Origin of the sequence: Citromicrobium bathyomarinum (assembly GCF_038594485.1) — a bacterium.
In the GTDB taxonomy this organism is placed as follows: Bacteria; Pseudomonadota; Alphaproteobacteria; order Sphingomonadales; family Sphingomonadaceae; genus Alteriqipengyuania; species Alteriqipengyuania bathyomarina_A.
In genome coordinates, this window is sequence record NZ_JBCFZG010000001.1 from 185626 (window position 1) to 205995 (window position 20370).

Annotated in this window: 13 protein-coding genes; 7 read left to right on the forward strand and 6 right to left on the reverse strand. The window is 63.3% G+C overall.

Annotation, left to right across the window (positions count from 1 at the left end; all coding sequences use genetic code 11):
• The first annotated feature begins 37 nt into the window (after window positions 1–37).
• Together AAG591_RS00915 and AAG591_RS00920 are read left to right on the forward strand one after the other, a co-directional pair.
• The gene (locus AAG591_RS00915; protein WP_342529021.1) at window positions 38–904 is read left to right on the forward strand and encodes a hypothetical protein; all 867 of its coding nucleotides are present in this window, start codon (window positions 38–40) and stop codon (window positions 902–904) included.
• Window positions 905–947: 43 nt separating this feature from the next.
• The gene (locus AAG591_RS00920; protein WP_342529022.1) at window positions 948–1430 is read left to right on the forward strand and encodes a tRNA (cytidine(34)-2'-O)-methyltransferase; all 483 of its coding nucleotides are present in this window, start codon (window positions 948–950) and stop codon (window positions 1428–1430) included.
• Here AAG591_RS00920 and AAG591_RS00925 read toward each other — a convergent pair.
• The 5 genes from AAG591_RS00925 to AAG591_RS00945 all read right to left on the reverse strand — a co-directional run bounded on the left by AAG591_RS00925 (window position 1420) and on the right by AAG591_RS00945 (window position 8739).
• Window positions 1420–2184 carry an SH3 domain-containing protein gene (locus AAG591_RS00925; RefSeq protein WP_342529023.1) on the reverse strand — a complete coding sequence of 255 codons (765 nt, stop codon included), beginning with the start codon at window positions 2182–2184 and terminating at the stop codon, window positions 1420–1422. The genes AAG591_RS00920 and AAG591_RS00925 overlap by 11 nt on opposite strands.
• A 131-nt stretch (window positions 2185–2315) precedes the next feature.
• Complete coding sequence (locus tag AAG591_RS00930; RefSeq protein ID WP_342529024.1) at window positions 2316–2621, reverse strand: hypothetical protein; 306 nt, start codon at window positions 2619–2621, stop codon at window positions 2316–2318.
• A 70-nt stretch (window positions 2622–2691) separates the two neighbouring features.
• A complete protein-coding gene (locus AAG591_RS00935) occupies window positions 2692–5526 on the reverse strand; it encodes a M16 family metallopeptidase (protein WP_342529025.1) in 2835 nt (944 codons plus the stop codon).
• A gap of 55 nt (window positions 5527–5581) precedes the next feature.
• A complete protein-coding gene (locus AAG591_RS00940; RefSeq protein WP_342529026.1) occupies window positions 5582–7807 on the reverse strand; it encodes an acylase in 2226 nt (741 codons plus the stop codon).
• Window positions 7804–8739 carry a hypothetical protein gene (locus AAG591_RS00945; RefSeq protein WP_342529027.1) on the reverse strand — a complete coding sequence of 312 codons (936 nt, stop codon included), beginning with the start codon at window positions 8737–8739 and terminating at the stop codon, window positions 7804–7806. The genes AAG591_RS00940 and AAG591_RS00945 overlap by 4 nt, the downstream gene beginning before the upstream one ends.
• A 355-nt stretch (window positions 8740–9094) precedes the next feature.
• Between AAG591_RS00945 and AAG591_RS00950 the strand changes: the two genes are divergently transcribed.
• The 3 genes from AAG591_RS00950 to AAG591_RS00960 all read left to right on the forward strand — a co-directional run bounded on the left by AAG591_RS00950 (window position 9095) and on the right by AAG591_RS00960 (window position 14333).
• Complete coding sequence (locus AAG591_RS00950; RefSeq protein ID WP_342529028.1) at window positions 9095–10162, forward strand: glycosyltransferase; 1068 nt, start codon at window positions 9095–9097, stop codon at window positions 10160–10162.
• A 76-nt stretch (window positions 10163–10238) separates the two neighbouring features.
• Window positions 10239–12818 (forward strand): ATP-dependent chaperone ClpB, encoded by a 2580-nt coding sequence (gene clpB / locus AAG591_RS00955; RefSeq protein WP_342529029.1) that lies wholly within the window; start codon window positions 10239–10241, stop codon window positions 12816–12818.
• A 60-nt stretch (window positions 12819–12878) separates the two neighbouring features.
• Window positions 12879–14333 (forward strand): tetratricopeptide repeat-containing sulfotransferase family protein, encoded by a 1455-nt coding sequence (locus tag AAG591_RS00960; RefSeq protein WP_342529030.1) that lies wholly within the window; start codon window positions 12879–12881, stop codon window positions 14331–14333.
• Window positions 14334–14527: 194 nt separating this feature from the next.
• Here AAG591_RS00960 and AAG591_RS00965 read toward each other — a convergent pair whose 3' ends face one another.
• A complete protein-coding gene (locus tag AAG591_RS00965) occupies window positions 14528–17731 on the reverse strand; it encodes a TonB-dependent receptor (RefSeq protein WP_342529031.1) in 3204 nt (1067 codons plus the stop codon).
• 423 nt (window positions 17732–18154) lie between these two features.
• On the opposite strand from AAG591_RS00965, the gene AAG591_RS00970 reads away from it, so the two are divergent.
• Complete coding sequence (locus tag AAG591_RS00970) at window positions 18155–19327, forward strand: acetyl-CoA C-acetyltransferase (RefSeq protein ID WP_342529032.1); 1173 nt, start codon at window positions 18155–18157, stop codon at window positions 19325–19327.
• Window positions 19328–19455: 128 nt separating this feature from the next.
• The gene (locus AAG591_RS00975; RefSeq protein WP_342529033.1) at window positions 19456–20241 is read left to right on the forward strand and encodes an SDR family NAD(P)-dependent oxidoreductase; all 786 of its coding nucleotides are present in this window, start codon (window positions 19456–19458) and stop codon (window positions 20239–20241) included.
• The last annotated feature ends 129 nt before the right edge of the window (window positions 20242–20370 follow it).

Below are 20370 nucleotides of genomic sequence, written 5' to 3' on the forward strand. Positions count from 1 at the left end.
CGCTAGAACCGCAGGGGTTTACTTGGGGGGGATTGAGATGAAATTGCGCATTCTTCTGGCGTCTGTCGCGCTCGCGACCGCCGTTCCTGCGGCGGCGGAGACGCTCGACAACGCAACGGTCGTGCAACTTGCTTCGATCGGGCTGGGTGACGAGGCGATCATTGCCAAGATTCAGGCTTCGCCAGCGAATTTCGATGTTACCACCGATGCGCTTATCGCGCTGAAGCAGGATGGGGTCTCCTCGGCGGTGATCGCGGCGATGATCGAGGCTTCGAACACCACCAAGGCTTCCAGTTCGGTCGCAGGGTCGATCGACAGCCCCGATCCGATGGTGCCGCATCCCTCAGGTGTCTACATGCTCGCCGACTGGCTTGAAGAGCCCAAGATGCTGGTGATCGATGCGACCACCAGCAACCAGACCAAGACCGGCGGATTCTTGGGATACGCGCTGACCGGCGGGATTGCCTCGATGAGCTTCAAGGCGGTCATCCCAAATTCCGAAGCGCGAGTTCAGACAAGCGACAAGCGACCGACATTCTACTTCTATTTCGATCAGGCAGACACTTCGCTCTCCAACAGGGGCGGTGGCAATTTCTGGGTGGCGGGTGCGGTGACGTCGCCCGCCGAATTCAGTCTGGTGGAATTCAAGGTGAAGAAGAACCGGCGCGAGGCGAAGGTGGGCAAGTTCAACATCGGCGGCGCCAAGGCCGGGGTGATGGACAAGGACCAGATCGGTTTCGACTATGAGCGGATTGCCCCCGGCGTGTTCGAAGTGACCCCGCAGGCCGACCTGCAGCCCGGGGAATATGGCTTCATCTACTCCTCCTCTACCGGCGGTGGCACGGGCGCCGCAGCAGTGGGCGCACAGACATCGCGGATCTTCGACTTTTCGATCGAGAAATAACCGAAAGCTTTGCCGATCGGGCGGCTTTGGCTAGGCGCGGGCGATGATCGACCCGCGCCTCAGCATCGTCCTCGTCAACCCCGAGATCGCCGGTAACACCGGCGCGGTCGGGCGTACCTGCGTGGCGCTGGACATGGAGCTGGTGCTGATCCACCCGCTCGGCTTCACAATCACCGATACGCGGCTGAAGCGGGCGGGGCTGGATTACTGGCAGCATATCCGGCTGGCGGAATTTCCCAGCTGGGAGGCCTTCCTGGCTGAACGCATGCCGCGCGCCGACCAGCTTTTCCTGTTCGAGGAATACGCGCCGCGCAGTTTCTACGAGCCCGCGTATCCGGAGGATGCCTACCTCGTGTTCGGGCGCGAAACGAAGGGGCTGCCAGAGGAGATCGTGGAAGCTCACCGCGCGCAGATGGTCAGCCTGCCAATGAAGAGCGACAAGGTCCGCTCGCTCAATCTCGCCAATACCGTCGCCGCGGCGGCCTATCAGGCGCTGCGCGGCGGGTTCGAGCGGCCTAGTTCGTGAGCGTGTAGGTTGCCGAGCAGGTCCACGCGGCATCGCCGGTGCCTGTTTCGCGGCAGCTGACCCGGTTGCCGTCGGGCCGCTGGCCTACCGGCTTGTCATATTCGCTCTCGGCCTTGGCGGAGAGCCGGGTTACCGCGATTACCTGCGAGGGGCCGCTTGCGCTGACCTGGACGACACGTGGCCCACCGGCATCGTCGCCTTCCTCCACATAGGGCTCGTCCGAATCCTGTGTGCCGCTGGCGTCGACATAGCGACTGGATACCCAGCCGGTCAGGCACGCGCCCGAATAAGGCTGCGGAGCGCCGACCGAATTTTCGAGCCCGCACTGGCCCGGCTCGCCCAGCGTGCCATCGGGAAGGTAGACGATCCCGTACCACTGGCCCTGCCGGTCGCACACGAAGAAGGGCGCATCGTCGTCCAGCTTGTCGATCCGCGTCGCATCGATGCTCGGGGCCTCGCGCACGGAGAGGAAATCGTCCGACCCGCCGGGCAGGTTCGCGACCCGGCCGATCCTGTCGCAGGCGCTGGCGTGCGGGCCATCCCGCCCAATGCGTACGGCTAGCGCTTTGGGCGCGGCAGTGGCGGACGCTCGCTGTTCCTCGGCGCCGGTATCGTCGTCGCTGGATACGATGACGGTCTCGTCGTTCGCGGGCTCCTGCGAATCCGCATCGGTGTTGCGCTGGCCGAGCAGGAAGGCGACCGCGCCCACCAGCAATAAGATCACGGCGATCAGTCCAACCATCGTGCGGTTCATCGCAACACCCCCCCTGCAAGTCTGGCGATGCCGCTTATCTTGCCCGCTTTCGCCCGATCGCCAAGAGAAAAACAAAAGGGCCGCCGGATCGTCTCCGGCGGCCCCCTTCATAGCGGCTAAGATGCCCGGCTTCAGCCCTGGCGTTCGCCGGTAAGCGGCATGTCGCCGAAGGCGCCGGCGTTGACCTTGCCGGTCATCTGGTCGCCAGCGACGGTCGCTTCGCAGTTGAGTTCCATCGGCATGGGCACGGTCATGTCCATCTTCCACTTGAGCGTGTCGCCATCGATGGTGCCGTCCTTGACGTCCATCGAGCCCATGCCGCCGGCCATCGAGCCGGTGAAAGTGTTGCCATCGTCACCGGGGACGACGGTGAACGTGCCCTTCTGGTCGCCCATCGGGCTCTTCACGACGGTATCATAGGTTCCTGCTACAGACATTTGCGCATCTCCTCTCGTGTGGTTCGGTAGGGCGGGCCATTGCCCGCACCTACACTCGTGTCAATAACGCTTATTCCACCTCGATGGTTTCAATCGGCAGGCCAAGTTTATCGAGCTGCGGGCGAACCTTCTCCGCATCGCCGACTACGACCCACACGAAGCGATCGGGGCTGATCGCCTTGCGCGCTGCCGCGTCGAGGCTTTCGACCGTCTGGCCGCGATACTTGTCTGCCAGCGTTTCGTAGTAATCCATCGGGCGGCCGTACTTCACGTTGTTCTGCATCGCGCCGAGCACCGCGCTCGACGTTTCGAACTGGCCGGGAAGCTGGCGGATCTCGTTGTTCACGTTGCGGGTCAGCTCTTCATCGGTCACGCCGCGGGTGGTGACGAACTCGCCGACTTCCTTGATGATTTCGGCCAACGCGTCGCCCGTACGGTCGGCCTGCACCGGGGCCTGGACGAAGTATGCGACAGCGCCTTCGTTGATCGACGGTCCGCCGCGCACGCCGTAGCTCCAGCCCTTCGTCTCGCGCAGGTTCATGTTGAGCCGGGCGAGGAAGTTGCCACCCAGCGCGTTGTTGGCGTTGGTGAGATCGACGATCGTTTCATCGCTGGCGGAGTACGGCGTGATCTCGCCGCCGACAATGAAGCTCTGAGGCGAGTTGGGCCGGTTGACCAGCACGATACGGGCCGATTCCGGCGCCGCTGCGAGCGAGCTGAAGTCCTTCTGGCCCTTGGGCGTCGCCGGCGCGGCCCAGTTGCCGAAAGCTTCCTCCAGGTCGGGCATGACGTCGGCCAGCGGCAGGTTGGATACCACGAACACCGTCGCGTTGTCCGGCCGCAGCCAGGTCTGCTTGAAGTTCACCAGATCGTCGCGGGTCAGCGAGCCGACCGACTCCACCGTGCCCGAGCCGCCATAGGGGTTGTCGGCGCCGTAAACGAGCGGCGAGGCGACATAATAGGCAAGGCCGCTGGGGCTCTTGAGGCTCTGCTGGATGCTGGTGACGGTCTGGGTGCGAACGCGTTCGATCTCCGCCGGATCGAAGGCCGGGTTGCGCACGACGTCGGCCAGCAGTTCGAGCGAGGGCTCGAGGTTCGCGCTCAGCGAAGAGAGCGTGAAGGTCGACCGGTCGACCCCGCCACCCGTGCTGATATTGGCACCGAGGCGCTCCTGCGCTTCGGCCAGCTCGCGCGAATTGAGGCTGGTGGTGCCTTCGTCCATCAGGCCCAACGTCAGGCCTTCGAGACCGCGCTTGTCGATCGGATCTGCGGCGGAGCCCGCATCGAAACTGATCGTCACGCGGGTTGCCGGCACGGCATCACGCTGCGCGTAATAGACCTTGATCCCGTTGGGCAGCGCCGTTTCGGTTACGTCCGGGAAATCGAGCGCAGTGAGCTGGGAAATCTCGGGAGCCGGGCGAACCTTTGTCACCGTGATTTCGTTGGCGGCGGGTGCGGCGTCGGTCGCATCGTCTGCGGCAGCAACGCTTGCGGCCTCTTCGTATTCGCCTTCTCGTTCGCCCGGTTCCAGCACCAGCGTCATCGCCGGGCGGGTCATCCATTTCTGCATGGCCGCCTTCACGTCACCCGGGGTCAGGGTGGCGAGGATGTTCATCTGACGCTCGAAGAAACCGGGATCGCCGGCAAGGACTTCGCCCTCGGCCAGCGTGACCGCCTTGCCGCCGAAACCGCCGACCTCTTCCAGCCCGCGGATCGTTCCGGCAAGGCTGGAGGTCGCTGCGCGGCGTACTTCGTCTTCGGTGGGGCCGTTCTTGATGAAATCTGCGATGATCTCATTCAGCCGCTTCTCGACCACGGCCGGATCGACGCCCGGCTTCGCGGTTGCGCCGATGTCGAGGATGCCGACCCGCTGGAACGCGTAGTTGCCTGCGTTCACGCTGATCGCGATCTGTTCGTCGCGGACGAGTGCGTTGTCGAGACGGCTCGACGAGAGACCTCCGAGGATCTGCGCGCCTACGTTGAGCGCGGTCAGGTCGCGGTCGGTGATGCCGGGAACGGAGTAATACTTGTCGATGCTGGTCGCCGCGACCTGATCCTTCATCACCGTGCGGACGTTTTCCTTCAGCACAGGGACGTCGGCCTGCGCGGGGTCGTTCACCGGACCGCGTGCGATGGGACCGAAATATTTCTCGACCAGCGGCCTGGCTTCGGCGGCGGAAATATCCCCTGCGAGCACCAGCGTGGCGTTGTTGGGGCCATAGTTGTCGCGGAACCAGTTCTGCACGGTCGACATCGTCGCCGCGTCGAGGTCGGCCATCGAACCGATCACGTTGTGATCGTAGGGGTGCCCTTCGGGATAGAGCGTCTTGATGATTTCGTAGAACACCAGGCCGCCGGGCTGGTTGTCGCCCTGCCGCTTCTCGTTCTGGACGACGCCGCGCTGGTTATCGAGCTTTTCCTGCGTGATCGCGCCGAGCAGATAGCCCATGCGATCGCTTTCCAGCCACAGTGCGCGTTCCAGCGCGCCGGTGGGGACGGTTTCGAAATAGTTGGTCCGGTCGAAATCGGTCGTGCCGTTGTAATCGGTCGCGCCCATTTCCTGCAGGTACTTGAAGAAATCGTCCGGCGCGTTTTCGCTGCCGTTGAACATCAGGTGTTCGAAAAGGTGGGCAAAGCCCGTTTCGCCCTTGGGCTCGTCCTTCGAACCGACATTGTACCACACCGCGACGCCGACGATCGGCGCCTTGCGGTCTTCGTGGACGATTACGGTCAGTCCGTTGTCGAGCTGGAACTGGTCGTAGGGAATCGCGACCTGTTCGACCAGGTTCTCCAGCGGAGCGGGCTGTTCGGCCGCGTCCTGCGCCTGGGCCGGAACCGCCATCACGGCGGGGGTGGCGAGCGCTACGGCGAGCGCGGTGAGGCTGGTCTTAGTGGTACGGAACATGATTCTTTCCCTTGTCGCGACTAAATGTCTGAAATCGAATACTGAAATGGCGTGGTCAGCGCTTGCTGGAAACCGTCTTCCTAGATGCGGCAGATGCTACCACATCGTCTCGCCAGAAATGGACCGGCTTCAAGCGGTGCTGGACGAACAGCGGAGCCTGATCTGCGAAATGCGGGCTGTCGGGCCGCGTGATCGCCGCGCCATAGGGCTGGATGGAGCGCGAGGTGACCCGTTTGCCGTCGAGCCATTCGACCCACTGGATAAAGCTGTCGCCATGCTTGACCGAAAGACGACCGTCGTCGTCGATGTCCCACGTGGTCGAGGCGCGCAGCGTGTCCGATCCGCCGTCGAGCGGCAGATCGACGTCGCCCTGCCGCAAGCGCAGCAGATCGCTCATCCGCGGAGTCAGCGTGCCGAAGTATTTCTGAAGGTGGTCTTTCGAACGCGTGAGCTCCTCGACAGCATTGGGCCAGGCCGACTTCTGGTAGCTCGCGGCCATGTACGGCTTGACCATCAGCAGCGCGATCGCATCCGACTGGCCAATATTGTCCGAGGTCAAATCCCAGTCGAGCATTAGCTTGCGCGCTTCGGCGAGATCGGGATGCTCACTCGGGTCGATCGCGCGAATATCGTCGAGCATCCGCTTGATGTAGCCTGCGTTTTCATAGCCGGTGTCGAACTTGATCCGCATCAGCGTATCGCTGTCGAGCGGGCTCGCCTCGTTCATCAGCTTCCATGCGCGCCGCGCGCGGTTGGTCATCTTCAGTTCGACCCCCATCACCGGCGGTACGCTGTCGGGCGACAGGTCGCTGCCCGGTCCCGCGGCGACGAACGGCGTGTTGTTCGCATTCATCAGCCAGCCGCTCGCCGGGTCGAAATATTGCGGCAGGGTGTCGTAATCGACCGTGCGCTGCCAGATCAGCTTGCTGTCGTTGCCGGGCAGGACGTGCCGCCAGTCGGGGCCTTCCTGTCGCTGGGGGATGGCGGCGTTGTAGATGTAGGCAATGTTGCCCTGCTTGTCGCCGTAGATGAAGTTGGTCGAGGGTACCTGGCCGCGCGCCATGATCGCGCGCCATTCGTCGTAACTCTTCGCCTTGTTGAGCCGGTAATATGCGTCGAGCTGTGCGATGCTGCCCATCCCGCCGTAACGCAGCGCAAACGCGCCCTGATCGTTCTTGATCACCGGACCGTGGACGCTGCGATAGACCGTGCGCCGGATCGGAAGGGTGAAGGGGCCGAAGCGCACGGGGAGTGTGAAGCTGGTCGCTTCGAGATCGTGCCACTTGCCATCGAGTCGATAGCGCGTGCCGCTGTCGTCCAGCTCCAGCTTGTAGATATCGATCATGTCGGGCGTGTTGACCGTGTTGGTCCAGCCCAGGTCCTCGTTATGGCCCAGGAAGGGGAAGGGGCTGCCGGGGAAGTTCGCGCCCGCATAGTGCCAGCCGTCTCCACTTTCGACGACCAGTTCGTACCACGCGACCCCGCCGCGCCAGGGCTGGTGCGAATTGGAGACGAGAATGGTTGGCCCGCCCGATTTCTCGGGCGCGACGGCAAAGGCATTGGAGCCCGCGTATTCCGCATCTTCACCCATCGGCAAGGGACGCGCCAACGCGGTCTTGCCCGGTGCCTTCGCATCGTCGTCCATGATCCGCGGTGCGTCGTCGATCGCATCGGTGGGCGTCTTGCCGTCCAGCGACGGACCGTACTCGGGCGGCAGCGGATCGCCCGCAACCAGCGGACCCATGTAGCGGTCGAGGCCGAAGAAGAACGGCTGGCGCAGCGCAAAGCCCGCGGCGATGTCTATCCCGTTGACCGGGAACAGGTTGCCCAGCTTCACCTCGCCCGGATGGTCCCGCGCATAATCGTTCAGGCCGACCGCATAGGCATCGAGCAGCGCGCGCGTATCAGCGGGCAGCGTTTTCCATTTGCGCTCCGCCGTGCCGCGCGCGTCGAGCAGGTGGTAGGCATAGTCGACCGCCGCGCCTTCCTGCCCCGCAATTGCGCCGTAGCGCCCGCGGCTCATCGCGACGACATCCTGCAGGGTGGTAAAATCGTCCTCGCTATGCGCGATGGCGACGCCATAGGCGACGTCCGCGTCGGTTTTGCCGTAGATGTGCGGGACGCCGAAATCGTCGCGGATGATCTCAGCGGTGTAGGTGCGGTTCCCTGCGGGTGGGGTGCCCTTGGTGGCGAAAAACGGTTCCCAGGTCATCAGACCGATCGCTGCGATCAGCAGCAACAGGACCACGATTGCTCCGGTCCATTTGAGAATGCGAATCATGCCGGCTCCCCCTCTGCCTCCTCGAATGCGCGTGCCGAGGGCAGCGCCATTGTTGCGAGGAGGACTGTGTAATTAAATAACTGGTAAATCAGGAAAATGACAAGGATCATTGCCCGCAGTGCCGCTGGGTCGACGCCACTCGCGGGCGCGAACTCAAGGATGAAGGCGACGAACAGCAGGTCGCGATTGGGCAAAAGCGGCAATTGCGAGATCACCAGTTGCACCGTGATCAGCGTGAACCACAGGATCAGCGACCCTTCCGGAATGCCGATATCCCACTGCACGATCTGCAGCGAATAATTGATCACCAGCCGCGTGGCGTGGATCGCCACGACCAGAAGGATCAGTTTCGTCCCGATTCCGAACAGTTTGCGACGAAAAAGATGCCCCGCCAGCAGCGCCACGCCGAACAGGACTGCGAACAGCAGGAACGATTTTTCGCTCGTCTGCATCAGTTCGTTTTTTGCGAGCAGCTTGGGATGCAGCAGGATCAGCGCGCCCGCCGCCATGATCGCGAAGGCAGCGGTGGTGAAGCCCGAAAGCAGTACGTTGTCCTTGATGTAGGACAGCGCATCACGCCGCCGCAGCCCCAGGCGATCCTTCGCCCAGAAAACCAGGAATGCTTCCCCCGAATAGCCCAGAACCGAGTTGTTCAGCGCCCTCTTGCGCAGGAAAACCGGCCATTGAGAGCGCAGATTGCGCTGGAACAGCTTGCTGAAAATGACGATCTCGCACACCGGCAGAACGGTGTAGGCAAGCACCTGTACGACATAGAATGCAGGGTTCTGGGGGAGGTTGGCGAGCAGTTCGCCCCAACCGAATTGCGTCAGCCGCCACAGCACGTAGCAGACGATGCCGACACTGAAGGCACGTCTCAACCACGGCATCGCTTTTGCAGCGAAACTGCTTTCGCCTTCCGGCCTCTCCGTCATGGGCGGTGCTATGAACGCTTTGGAAGCACTGTCAATCGTTGCCGGGGGCAGCTAGAGGCATTTGCCGCGCTATGCAGATTGCCCTTATCGCCACGGACCATTGCGATTACGCAGCAAACCTCGCCCGCTCCATGGCGATGCCGCCTCGGGTGTCGCCGGTGGCTTGCGCGCGCAGTGCCAGGCGGCTGATCGCCAGGCTGCGCGCTCGGCATGTCCACAGCTGCGCGCCCACAATTATCTCTGCGCAGGGGCAGCCCACGCGATCGACTGCAAGGCCGGAGCGACGGGGTGGCCCGCCCGGCTGGGACCCCATCGCGGGTGAGACCGGGGCGGTGAACACAAAGCTCGTCGCCGAATGAGCCGCCCGCTCAAAATCGCAACCTGGCTCGAACACTACAAGGGCGGCGGGGTAGAGCGGGTCGCGGTGCGGCTCGCGCACGACTGGATGGAGCTTGGCCACCAGGTCGCGATCCTGGCTTCACCGGTCGAACGGCAATTGCGCGTCGACCTGCCGACGGATGTCGAGTGGGTGCCGCATTTCGGCGGCCGCAAGACTGCGGCGGAGGCGATCGGCAAGGTGGCGCCCGACATCTTCTTCTGCCCTGGCAACCACTACACTTCTGCTGCGGCGCGGATTCGCCTGCATCTCAAGGATCGCAGCCCGCCGATCGTGTGGAAGGTTTCGAACGATCTTGCGCGCAAGGACATGTCGTGGCCGATGCAGGTCGCCAACCGGGTGTGGGTCGGCCAGCATCACCGCTTTGCCGATCGGGTGGTGGCGATGTCGCGCGCGATGGCGGAAGATGCGGTGGCGCGCACCGGAGTTCCGCGAGAGCGGATCGATATTATCGAAAATCCGCACCTCGCCGTGGGCGGCGGACCCGCCGCGCTGCCGCTTGCTCCCAACTACATCCTCGGCATCGGGCGGCTCGAACCGCAAAAGGCATGGGATGTGGCGATCCGTGCCTATGCCCAGGCCGACACCGGCGGTCGTCCGCTGATCATCTATGGCGAGGGGAGCGAGCGCGCCAAGCTGACCGCATTGATCGAACGTCTGGGCCTGACCGGGCAGGTGTTCCTGCCGGGCTTCGTCGAAGGGCTGGAGGAAGTCATCGAACGTGCCGACCTGCTGCTGCTCACCTCGCGCTACGAAGGGCGGCCGAACGTGGTGATAGAGGCCCTGTCGACAGGTACTCCCGTCGTCGCGACAGAAAGCAGCGTGGCAATGCGCGAATTGCTGGTCGACCCGGGATCGGGACGCCTTCTCGAAAGCCGGGAGGCAAAAGCCGTGGCGCGCGGGATAGAGGCGGTGCTGGCAAGCCCGCGACCGGCGCCGACGGGCAAGGCCGCCGATCCGTTGGCCAGCGCGCAGGCCTATATCGATACCTTCCGCAAGGCGGTCGACCAACGGCATGGGTCGTAGGCGAAACGGCTTCTCAAATCTTGTGGGGTACGAAGGCGGCACTATCTGAAGGGCACGTTCTTACAGGGAAACCGGAATGAACCTCGAAAACTTCACCGACCGCGCAAAGGGCTTTCTCCAGTCCGCGCAAACCACCGCAATCCGCCTCAACCACCAGCGCATCACGCCGCTGCACATCCTCAAGGTGCTGCTCGACGACAGCGAAGGGATGGCGGCCGGGCTGGTGCAGCGCGCAGGCGGCGATCCGGTGAAAGCGGAACAGCGGGTCGACGATGAGCTGGCGCGCATCCCGGCAGTGACCGGCGGCGGCGCACAGGCGAGCCCGGGGCTCGACAATGATTCGGTGCGCGTGCTCGACCAGGCGCAGCAGATCGCGGAGAAGTCCGGCGACAGCTTCGTCACTGTCGAGCGGCTGTTGGTCGCTCTTGCGCTCGCTTCGAACAGCAAGGCTGGCGCTGCGCTGGCCGATGCGGGCGTGGATGCGAAGGCGCTGGAGCGCGCGATCGCCGACCTGCGCGGCGGACGCACCGCCGACAGCGCGAACGCCGAACAGGCTTACGATGCGATGCAGAAATACGCGCGCGACCTGACGCAGGCGGCGCGCGACGGAAAGCTCGACCCGGTCATCGGCCGCGACGAGGAAATCCGCCGCACGGTGCAGATCCTCGCGCGCCGGACCAAGAACAACCCTGCGCTGATCGGCGAGCCCGGCACCGGCAAGACCGCGATCGCCGAAGGCCTCGCGCTGCGCATCGCCAATGGCGACGTGCCCGACAGCCTCAAGAACCGCACGCTGATGGCGCTCGACATGGGCGCGCTGATCGCGGGCGCGAAATACCGTGGCGAGTTCGAGGAACGGCTGAAAGCCGTGCTCGACGAAGTGAAGGGATCGGACGGGCAGATCATCCTGTTCATCGACGAGATGCACACGCTGATCGGGGCGGGGGCCTCGGAAGGCAGCATGGATGCGTCCAACCTTCTCAAGCCGGCGCTTTCGCGCGGCGAGCTGCACTGCATCGGCGCGACCACGCTCGACGAATATCAGAAATACGTCGAGAAAGACCCGGCGCTGCAGCGCCGTTTCCAGCCGGTCTATATCGAGGAACCCAGCGTCGAGGATACGATCAGCATCCTGCGCGGGATCAAGGATAAGTACGAACTGCACCATGGCGTGCGGATCACCGACGGCGCGATCGTCGCCGCCGCGCAGCTTTCCAACCGCTACATCCAGAACCGCTTCCTGCCCGACAAGGCGATCGACCTGATGGACGAGGCGGCGAGCCGCATCCGCATGGAGGTGGAGAGCAAGCCCGAGGAGATCGAAGGCCTCGACCGGCGGATCATCCAGCTCAAGATCGAGGAGCAGGCGCTCGCCAAGGAAAGCGACGAAGCGAGCCGGGAACGGCTGGAAAACCTGCGCGAAGACCTCGCCAATCTGGAACAGCGGTCCTCCGAACTGACCACCCGCTGGCAGGGCGAACGCGACAAGATTCAGGCCGAATCGCGGATCAAGGAAGACCTCGATGCCGCACGCATCGAACTGGAGCAGGCGCAGCGGGCGGGCGATCTCGCCAAGGCGGGCGAGCTGCAATACGGGCGCATTCCGGAGCTAGAGAACAAGCTCAAGGAAGCCGAAGGCCACACCTCCAACGCGTTGCTGCGCGAGGAAGTGACCGAAGAGGATATCGCGGGCGTTGTCGCGCGCTGGACCGGCATCCCGGTCGACCGGATGCTCGAAGGCGAGCGCGACAAGCTGCTCAAGATGGAAGAGATGCTGGGTAAGCGCGTCATCGGCCAGACCGCTGCGGTCGAGGCGGTGTCCAAGGCCGTGCGCCGCGCCCGGGCGGGGCTGAAAGACCCGGGCCGTCCGCTGGGCAGCTTCCTGTTCCTCGGGCCGACCGGCGTCGGCAAGACCGAGCTGACCAAGGCACTGGCGCAGTTCCTGTTCGATGACGACAATGCGATGGTTCGCATCGACATGAGCGAATTCATGGAAAAGCACGCCGTCGCGCGGTTGATCGGCGCGCCTCCGGGCTATGTCGGTTACGAAGAAGGCGGCGTTCTTACCGAATCGGTTCGTCGGCGACCCTATCAGGTCGTCCTGTTCGACGAGGTCGAGAAGGCGCACAGCGACGTATTCAACGTGCTGCTGCAGGTGCTCGACGACGGGCGCCTGACCGACGGGCAGGGCAGGGTGGTGGACTTTTCCAACACCCTCATCATTCTGACGTCGAACCTCGGCAGCCAATACCTTTCCAACATGACTGACGACCAGCAGGTCAGCGATGTCGAGCCGCAGGTGATGGACGTGGTGCGCGGGCATTTCCGCCCTGAATTCCTCAACCGGCTGGATGAAATCATCCTGTTCCACCGGCTCGGCCAGGCGGACATGGCGCCGATCGTCGAATTGCAGGTGGCCCGCGTGCAAAAGCTGCTCGCCGATCGCAAGATCGAGCTTGAACTGACCGACGCCGCCAAACGCTGGCTGGGCCGGGTCGGCTACGATCCCGTTTACGGCGCGCGCCCGCTCAAGCGGACGGTGCAGCGCTACGTACAGGACCCGCTCGCCGAGAAGCTGTTACAGGGAGAGATCCCCGATGGCAGCACGGTCAGGATCGACGAAGGCGACGGGCAACTGGAGATGGAAGTCTCCTGACGGGACCCCCGCGCGCGTGCCGATATGGACAGCCATCGACCGGGTGCTAGAAGCCCCACGATGGCTGTCAAAAAATCGCGAATTCTGGATGCAGTTGCGGCCCTTGAGGCCGGTGACCGACGGCGCGCTGCGGCACTCATAGCGCAGGAATTGCGCGCAGGTGAGCAAACCGGCGATCGCTGGGGCAGCGTCAGCAAGCTCGCAACCAAGATCGGGGAAATCGATCTCGGCATAGAGGCGTCGCGGCGCTTCGCAATGTCCGAACCGATCTCGCTCGACCGTCTGCTGGGCCATTGTGGATCGCTGGCGCAAGTGGGCCGCTCCGAACAGGGTATCGAACTGCTCGATCGTCTCCCGCCGCAGGCGCAGGACCACCCCGCAGTGCTGCATTTCCGCGGCACGATAGCCAGCGAAAACGGTGAGTTCGAACGCGCCGAGGCGCTGCTGCGCCGATCGCTGCAGCTGGCGCCCGGTTCGCCGCAGAGCTGGTTTGCCTTGTCGATGATCAAGACCTTCGAGCCGGGTGACCCCGACTTCGCCGGGCTCTCAGCGATCGAATCGCAGATGGGCGGGGTCGATACGCTCACTCGCGCTCGCTATTACTACGCGTTGGGCAAGGCGCTGGTCGACATGGGCGAAGTGGAGCAGGGCTTCGCGAAGTACGAGAAAGGCGCGGCCTTGCGCCGGCAGGACCAGCCGTACGACCGTGCGGCGCAGACGGCCTTCGCCGAAGGGTTACTGGCCGACTTCAGCCGTGAATCGTTGGCCCAGCTCGCCCCATCGCGCTTCGCTGGACAGCGCTCCATTTTCGTCAACGGGATGCCGCGCTCCGGCACGACGCTGGTCGAGTCGATCCTTGTCAGCCACTCGCGCGTGTCCGACGGGGCTGAGGTCAATCTGGTGCAGCCTTCGCTGATCCCGACGCAGGACCAGACGTTTGCGGGCGCGCTCGCCTATCAGGACCGGGTTTCTGGCAAGGACCCGTGGGGCGATCTCGCCACCGATTATCACAAGATGCTGCGGATGCGCTTCCCCGGGGGCGGGCTGGTGGTCGACAAGACGCTGAGCCAGTCGATGGTAATGGGGTTGCTGCTCCACATGATGCCCGATGCGCGGGTCGTCTGGATGCGCCGTCGGCCCGAAGATATCGCGCTGTCGAGCTACCGCGCATTCTTCACTTCGTCGGTGACGTGGAGCTGGTCGATGACGGACATCGCGCACCAGATGCGGCTCGAAGACAGGCTCTACCGGCACTGGGCTGAGCTGTTTCCCGAGCAAATCCTGACGGTCCCCTACGAAGAGCTGGTGCAGTCGCCCGAAGAATGGATCGGGCGCATCTTCGACCATGCCGGGCTGGAGCTGGAACCGCAGGTGTTCGAGTTCCACAAGAACCGGCGCAAGGTTCGCACGGCCAGCGTGAAGCAGGTGCGATCGGCGATTTCGACCGATGCGATCGGCAAGTCGGATCGCTTTGCTGATCAGCTCGCGCCTTTCAGGGATGCCTATTACGGCTGATCGCCGGATTTTCGTCGGCGTAGCTGGCGGAGACAACCTGAAAGCCTGACGAAGCAATGCCTCGCCGCCAATCGGAGGGTGAGGGTGCTTCCGTTCGTCCGACGCCGAGGCCCTGGCCGCACGTGCAATCGGCACACAAAAAAGGGGGCGGACCGAAGTCCGCCCCCTCTTTGTTTGGCCTTGGGCCGTCGTCTTTAGAAGGCGACGTCCACACCGAGACGCACGTAGCGGCGCGTCTGGTAACCCGTCGGGTTGCCGTAGTTCGGCGACAGGATGTACGAGTCTGCCGCACCCGAACCGTCGTCGATTTCGCCAACTTCGTTGCGGGAAATGACAGCCTGCGAGTTGAACAGGTTGAACACGTCCGCGCGGAAGGTGACCTTGCGGTCCGCATCGATCTTGACGTCGTAAGCGAACTTCAGGTCGAGCTGGCTGACCCAGTCGCTTTCCTGAGCAGTACCACGCGGCGAGAGCACACCGTTACAGTAGTGCGACGCAGCGCCGTACGCATTGCCGAAGTCCGTGTACGGGCCGCTGCCGAACGGATCCGAGCCCGGGTTGTAGCCGAAGCAGCTAAGCGGACGCGGCGAGTCCAGCGTGGCGTTGAAGCCAACGGTGAACTTCTCGTCGAAGCGGTACGAACCCCACAGCTTGAAGCGGTGGCGACGGTCGTTCGGCAGATAGCCGTACGCACCATCGGTGAAGCCCGGCTGGTCGAAGTCCTGCGTGATGCCGGCGTCATCCTGACCGAAGTCGGACTGCACGAAGCCTTCCGAGTTACCCTTGCTCTTCGACCAGGTGTAGCTGCCCGAGAGGGTCCACACGCCGTCCCACGGACGATTGAAGGTGAATTCAACCGCGTCGTAGGTACGCTTCGCCTTCGGATAGCCCAGTTCGGCGGCCGTGAACGTCACGACGCGGCCATCGAGAGCCGGATTGAAGGCATCCAGCGCAACCGTCATGTCCGAACCGGGGTTCGTGATGACGTACTGGTGGAAGCCGGTCCAGGTGGACGAGCAGCCGGTGATGCCGTTGGCGGCGCAGTAGTTGTTCACTGCTTCGTCGATGGCAACGTCTTCCGCGGTGCGGTTCAGTTCACGGTGGATGTAGTTCAACCCGAGGCGAAGACCGAAGACATCCTGTTCGTAACCCAGGACCCATTCGGTTTCCTTGGTTGCCTTAAGGTTGGCATCGATCAGCGCGTCCGACGCTGCAACATCACCATTGCCGGTCACGTTACAGTGCTGACCGTCCGAGAACGGATAGGTGGTCAGCTGGATCGGGCAGTTGTTCTGATAGGTCGAGCTACCGGTGAACTGACCGGTCAGGATCGGAACGCCGTCACCGTTGAAGCCGTCGTAGTAGAAGCGTTCACGGATGTAGATTTCCGAACCAACCTGACGGAACGCGGTGTTCGAAGCGAACGGCAGGTAATACTGACCGTAGAACGCCTTAACGCGACCATTGCTTTCCGGGAACAGTTCGTAGGTCAGGCCGATACGCGGCGCATAGTTTTCCTTCTGCGTCACGTAGTCCGAACCGTCGGCCTTCTTCACGACGAAGTCGTCGCGACGGGCGCCGAGGCTCAGGGTCAGGCCATCAAACGGCTGCCACTCGTCCTGGATGTAGAACGCGCGGTTGCGCGATTTGAACGCACCCGAGGAGTTGAAGTAGTTGATCTGCAGGATCGACGAGTTGATCAGCTGATAATACAGGCCAGCATTGCCGTAACCGGCGTTGAAGGCTTCGGGAGTAAGGATCCCGTTATCGAGCAGATACTGGCCGCCGGTGCGAACCGCCGCTTCTTCCAGCGTGTTGTCTTCTTGGTCGAAACCGGCGCGGATGTGGTGTTCACCCAGCGCGTTGAAGAACAGGTCGACGTCGGCACGATAGAACTCACGCTCGGTCGTGTACGGGCTGCTGGTCGAAGCCGAAGCCTGGCCGTTGGTGTACGCGAGGTACGGCAGGATCGGGTTGCCCGCGCCGTCCGTGGCGAAGTTGCCCGTGCCCGGAGTACCCGGAGCGTAGGTGTTGGTCGCACCGCCGACGTTGCGCACGTCGGGAAGGGCGGCATCACCGGCCACGCCGACGTTTTCGAAGTTGTCCTTCATCTTACCGTAGGCGGCCGAGATGGTCAGCCAGTCGGTGAAGTTGCCGGTGTACTTACCAACGTAGCTCAGACCACCGAAGTTGAAGTCCTGAACCGAACCGGCAAGGCCGATCCCGTTGGCAGGGCTGTACGAGTAGTAGTCACGACGCGTGGTACGCGTGGTGTCGAACATGGTCAGTTCGAGGTGCTGGCCGTCGATCGGATACGCATCGACCTTCACGCCCCAGAACGGATCGTCCTGCTTGTCGTGAATGGCGAGGCCCGAGCTCAGGCTGATCGTGGTCGATTCGGTACGCGGAAGTTCGACCAGGCCGTATACGAACAGGCGATCCTTGATGATCGGCATGCCCAATTCGCCAACAACCGAAAGCGAGTCGTATTCGTCGAGCGCACGGTTGGTGGACGGGGTGCAGGCGATGCCCGCCGCCGGGTTGCTGAGGTCGTTGTACGAACAGCTCTGGAAGTTCTTGCCAGGCGAACGCAGGAAGTTGGGTTCCCAGTTCACGTGCACCGCGCCGGTCACTTCGTTGGTACCCGACTTGGACACCGCGCTGATGACGCCGCCGGTCGCACGACCGTATTCGGCCGGATACGCACCCGACTTGATTTCGATCGACTTGTAGAATTCGAACGGAACGCGTGCCGAACCCAGGTAGTTGTCGAAGTTCGTGATGTTCAGGCCGTTGAGGTAATAGGCGTTTTCAGCAACGGACGAACCGCCGACCGAAGCCAGGTTACCGAACGCCGAGTCGCCACGGGTGGTACCCGGAGCCTGCAGCACGACCGAGGTGAGGTCGCGATTGATCGGCGTGGTGGTGAACAGTTCGGTCACGTCGACGTTCAGGCCGGTCGTGGTGCCTTCGAAGGCCTTCACGATCGACTGGCCGCTGACGACGATCACGTTGGTTGCCGAAACGGCGAGCTCGACGTTGACCGACTGGCCACCGAGGACGCGAACGTTTTCGGCGGTGTAGTCGGCGATGCCGCTACCGGTAACCGTGATGTTGTAGCTGCCCGAAGGAAGCGAGTTGAAGTTGAAGCTACCGTTCGCGCCGGTGGTCGCCGTGCGGGTGAAGCCCTGCGAGACCGAGGTGGCGGAAACCGTCGCGCCCGCAACCGGAGCACCGGCATCGTCGACGACCGTACCGCTGATGGCACCAGCGGTATAGTCCTGCGCAGCGGCAGGAGCGGCGATCGAGGCTACGGCAAGGCCGCCACCTGCCATCGCCAGGACTTGCAGCGCCGAACCCGACGCCAGAAGCCGCTTTTGAAAGCTGTTGTTTTTCATTGTGAGCATTTCCCTCTAGTTGCTCGTCCAAGGGAGCACCAAGGCGCCCCCGGTCCATTCCCCCACTGCCGGCGATTTCACGCCACGCGCAAAAGCCACCGGAAGATGGAATGGAGCTCCTGATGGACGGCACAGGGACATTTTGCAAAAGCTATAGTCCCCGTTCGTGCCGAAACGTATCGCGTGTGGCAGTTCGGTGACAGTGGTGCGTTGCAGCGCAATAATCTTTTAACATGACGCACCAATCGGTCCTGGTCTCCGGAAACATGGTTAACCGCACGAAGGCGCTGGGAGCTCGACCGCGCTCCGGTGGGGTGGCGTATTGAGGGGCGCTCCGAGTCGCGCGTTGGGACACAGCCTCGCTTGACACTGTCCCGCCTCCCCGCCACCTCGGTTTCGAAATGAAACTTGGGAGAGCAAGGCATGGCTGATGCATATATAATCGATGCGGTGAGGACCGCCGGAGGCAAGCGCGGTGGGGCGCTGGCCGGGGTCCATCCGGTCGATCTGGCGGCGCAGACTCTGGACGCGCTGATCGAACGCACCGGGATCGATCCGAAGGCGGTCGACGATGTGATCATGGGCTGCGTCAGTCAGGCGGGCCAGCAGGCGATGCAGGTGGGGCGCAACGCCGTGCTCGCCACCAAGCACCTTCCCGAAAGCACGCCCGCCGTCACGATCGACCGCCAGTGCGGGTCCAGCCAGCAGGCGATCCAATTCGCGGCGCAAGCGGTGATGAGCGGGACGCAGGATGTGGTCATCGCCAGCGGCGTCGAAAGCATGACGCGCGTGCCAATGGGCAGCTCCGCGATGTTTCATATGAAGGAAGGGCTTGGCAATTATAAGTCGCCGGGCCTCGAAGAGAAATACCCTGGCATCCAGTGGAGCCAGTTCGTCGGTGCGGAGATGATGGCGAAGAAGCACGGCATCTCGAAGGACGAGATGGATCGCTTCGCGCTCGCCAGCCACGAGAAGGCAGTGGCCGCAACCAAGGCGGGTGCATTCGACGCAGAGATCGTGCCGATCCCGGTCGAAACGCCCGATGGCGAAAAGATGCACACGGTCGATGAGGGCATTCGGTTCGATGCTACGCTCGAAGGCATTGCCGGCGTCAAGCTGCTCAGCCCCGAAGGGCGCCTGACCGCCGCGTTGGCGAGCCAGATCTGCGACGGGTCGAGCGCGGCGCTCATCGTGTCCGAAGCGATGCTGAAGGAGCACGGGCTGACCCCGCTGGCCCGGATCGTCGACCTTACGGTGACTGCAGGCGACCCGGTGATCATGCTGGAAGAGCCGCTGTTCGCGACCGACAAGGCGCTCAAGAAAGCGGGGCTGAGCATCGGCGACATCGATCTTTATGAGGTCAACGAGGCGTTCGCCCCTGTGCCGATGGCGTGGCTGAAGCACACCGGCGCCGACCCGGACAAGCTCAACGTCAACGGCGGCGCGATCGCGCTGGGCCACCCGCTCGGCGCGAGCGGTACCAAGCTGATGTCGACGCTGGTCCACGCGCTCAAGGCGCGGGGGAAGAAGTACGGGCTTCAGACGATGTGCGAAGGCGGCGGTGTCGCCAACGTCACCATCGTGGAAGCGCTTTGAGCATCACCTGACACACCCCTTCGGGCTGAGCTTGTCGAAGCCCTGCTCTTTCTGAGAGCGCGGGATTGAAAGATAAGGACAGCCCTTCGACAAGCTCAGGGCGAACGGAGAAGAGAGGTAGTTCTAGAATGGAAATCAGCAGCAATACCCCGGCCGTCGTCACCGGCGGCGCATCGGGCCTCGGCCTTGCCACCGCACGCGCGATTGCGGCGAAGGGCGCAAAGGTCGCGATCTTCGACATGAAGGAAGACGAAGGCCAGAAGGTCGCCGAAGAACTGGGCGGCACCTTCTGCAAGGTCAATGTGACCAGCGAAGACGATGTCGCCGCCGCTTTCGCCAAAGCGCGCGAGGCGCACGGACAGGAGCGTATCCTCGTGAACTGCGCTGGCATCGGCAACGCGATCAAGACCGCCAGCCGCTCCAAGGAAGACGGCAGCATCAAGCATTTTCCGCTGTCGGCCTTCGACTTCGTGATCCAGGTGAACCTTGTCGGCACCTTCCGCTGCATCGCGCACTCGGCGGCGGGCATGCTGACGCTCGACCCGCTGAACGAGGATGGCGAGCGTGGCGCGATCGTCAACACCGCGAGCGTCGCCGCGGAAGACGGCCAGATCGGCCAGGCCGCCTACTCGGCATCGAAGGGCGGCGTCGTCGGCATGACCCTGCCGATCGCGCGCGACCTGATGGGCGAGGGCATCCGCGTGAACACGATTTTGCCCGGCATCTTCCACACCCCGCTGCTCATGGGCCTGCCCGAGAAGGCGATCGAAGCGCTCAACGCCTCGGTGCCGTTCCCCAAGCGGCTCGGCAATCCGGAAGAATACGCCAAGCTGGCGATGGTCATGCTGGAAAACACCTACTTCAACGGCGAAGACGTGCGCCTCGACGGCGCGATCCGCATGGCACCGCGGTAAGCGGCGGAAGGTTCGTGAATTGAATGGGCCCTCGCTGTGTTGCGGGGGCCCATTTTCCATTCATTTCCGGCGGCATCCGTGGCTGGCTCCTGCCTTTCCTACCGGGTGGCGCCTGCTCTATCGCAGTGG